Raw genomic sequence first — 2251 nt, forward strand, 5'->3', positions numbered from 1 at the left:
GGTCGCCGACGGTCGTCATCCCACCCATGCGCGCAACCCGGCCAACACGTCCACCCCCCGCGTCGAGAGGACCACCGCCCGGTGGTGGTGGCGGTCACGCTGACGGAGCACTGGATCCCTCACCGTCCGAGCGGACGCGCCAGTTCTGCCTCCCCGGCTGGGATCTCGTCGAGGTCGGTCGCGGCACCGGCGAACTGCGCTGCGTACAGGGCGGCGAACGGGCCTCCCGCGGCGAGCAGCTCGGCGTGCGACCCGCGCTCGACGATCCGACCCTCCTCCATGACGAGGATGACATCGGCATCCCGGATGGTCGAGAGGCGGTGAGCGATGACGAAGCTCGTGCGGTCGGAGCGCAGTGCCGACATGGCGTGCTGGACGAGCAGCTCGGTGCGGGTGTCGACCGACGACGTGGCCTCGTCGAGGATGAGCAGCGAGGGCGCGGCGAGGAAGGCGCGGGCGATGGTGATGAGCTGCCGCTCACCGGCGCTGATGTTGTCCGCCTCCGCATTGAGCACGGTCTCGTAGCCCTCCGGGAGGGCGTGGACGAACCGGTCGACGTAGGTCGCTCGGGCCGCCTCCAGGACGTCCTCGTCCGTGGCGTCCGGTCGGCCGTACGCGATGTTCTCGCGGATGCTGCCGCCGAACAGCCAGGTGTCCTGGAGGACCATCCCGATCCGCGAGCGCAGGTCGTGCCGGGTCAGGTCGGTGATGTCGACGCCGTCGAGGGTGATCCGTCCACCGTCCAGCTCGTAGAACCGCAGGATGAGGTTGACCAGCGTCGTCTTGCCGGCGCCGGTCGGTCCGACGATCGCCACGGTCTGGCCGGGCTCGACGACCAGGTCGAGGTGCTCGATGAGCGGGGTGTCGGCGCGGTACGAGAACGAGACGTCCTCGAACGCCACCCGCCCACGGGTGCCTCCGACGGCGACCGCGGAGGCGGTGTCCGGATCCTGCTCGGGGGCGTCGAGGATCGCGAAGACCCGTTCGGCGGAGGCGACCCCGCTCTGCATGAGGTTGGCCATCGATGCCACCTGGGTCAGCGGTTGGGTGAACTGACGCGAGTACTGGATGAAGGCCTGGACGTCGCCGAGGCTCATCGCGCCGGTCGAGACGCGCAGCCCACCGATGACGGCGATCACCACGTAGTTGAGGTTCCCGATGAACATCATCGTCGGCATGATGCTGCCGCTGATGAACTGGGCCCGGAAGCTCGCGTGGTGCAGGGCGTCGTTGCGGACCGCGAACTCGCGGTCCGCTTCGGCCTGTCGGCCGAAGACCTTGACGAGCTCGTGCCCCGTGAAGGTCTCCTCGACGACGCCGTTCACCTCGCCCGTGCTCTTCCACTGCTGGACGAAGTGACTCTGGCTGCGCTTGCCGATCGCGGCGGTGACCGCCATCGTCACGGGGATCGTCACGAGGGCGATGACCGCGAGCAGGGGCGAGATCCACACCATCATCGACACCATCGCGACGACGGTGAGGAGCGAGGTGAGGAGCTGGCTCAGGGTCTGCTGGAGGCTCTGGGCGACGTTGTCGATGTCGTTGGTGACCCGGCTGAGCAGCTCACCGCGCGGCTGCCCGTCGAAGTACGGGAGCGGGAGCCGGTTGAGCTTGTCCTCGACGTCCCGGCGGAGCCGGAAGATCGTCCGGTTCACGGCGCCGGTGAGCAGGCGGCCCTGGAACAGCTGCAGCAGGGCGGCCACGAGGTAGATCCCGAGCACGATGAGCAGGACCCTCCCGAGGGCGGAGAAGTCGATGCCCTGGCCGGGGACCACGTAGTCCATCGCCGCCAGCATGTCGGCGACCTGGTCCTCGCCGCGGGCACGCAGGTCCTGGGCCGCCTGCTCCTGGGTGACACCGGGGGGAATCTGGCTGCCGAAGACCCCGGCGAAGACGATGTCCGTCGCCGTGCCGAGGATCTTGGGGCCGACGGCGTTGAGGAGGACGCTGCCGACCGCCAGGGCCACGACGGCCCACACGACGACGCGCTCGGGACCCAGAAGGCGGAGCACGCGCTTCGCGGACGGGACGAAGTCCTGCGACTTCTCCGCCGGCATCCCGATGGTGGCGTGCGGCGGCCCGCCCCGGCGGACGGCGGCCGGCCCCCGTCGCTCCTCGGCGGCCTTCTCCTCGGCGGTCTTGAGCTCGCTCATGCCGCCTCCTCCATCGCCTGCTGGCTCTCGACGATCTCGACGTAGGTGGGGCACGTGTCGAGGAGCTGCTGGTGGGTCCCGCTCCCCACGACCACGCC

General features: G+C 69.8%; 1 protein-coding gene. It reads right to left on the bottom strand.

Annotation, left to right across the window (positions count from 1 at the left end):
• Nucleotides 1-119: 119 nt before the first annotated feature.
• Nucleotides 120-2153, bottom strand: coding sequence for an ABC transporter ATP-binding protein (locus VJN29_RS17685; protein WP_324144956.1), 2034 nt, complete (start codon nucleotides 2151-2153; stop codon nucleotides 120-122).
• Nucleotides 2154-2251 lie beyond the last annotated feature (98 nt).

It is taken from the genome of Intrasporangium sp. (assembly GCF_035280925.1).
Classification (GTDB): Bacteria; Actinomycetota; Actinomycetes; order Actinomycetales; family Dermatophilaceae; genus Intrasporangium.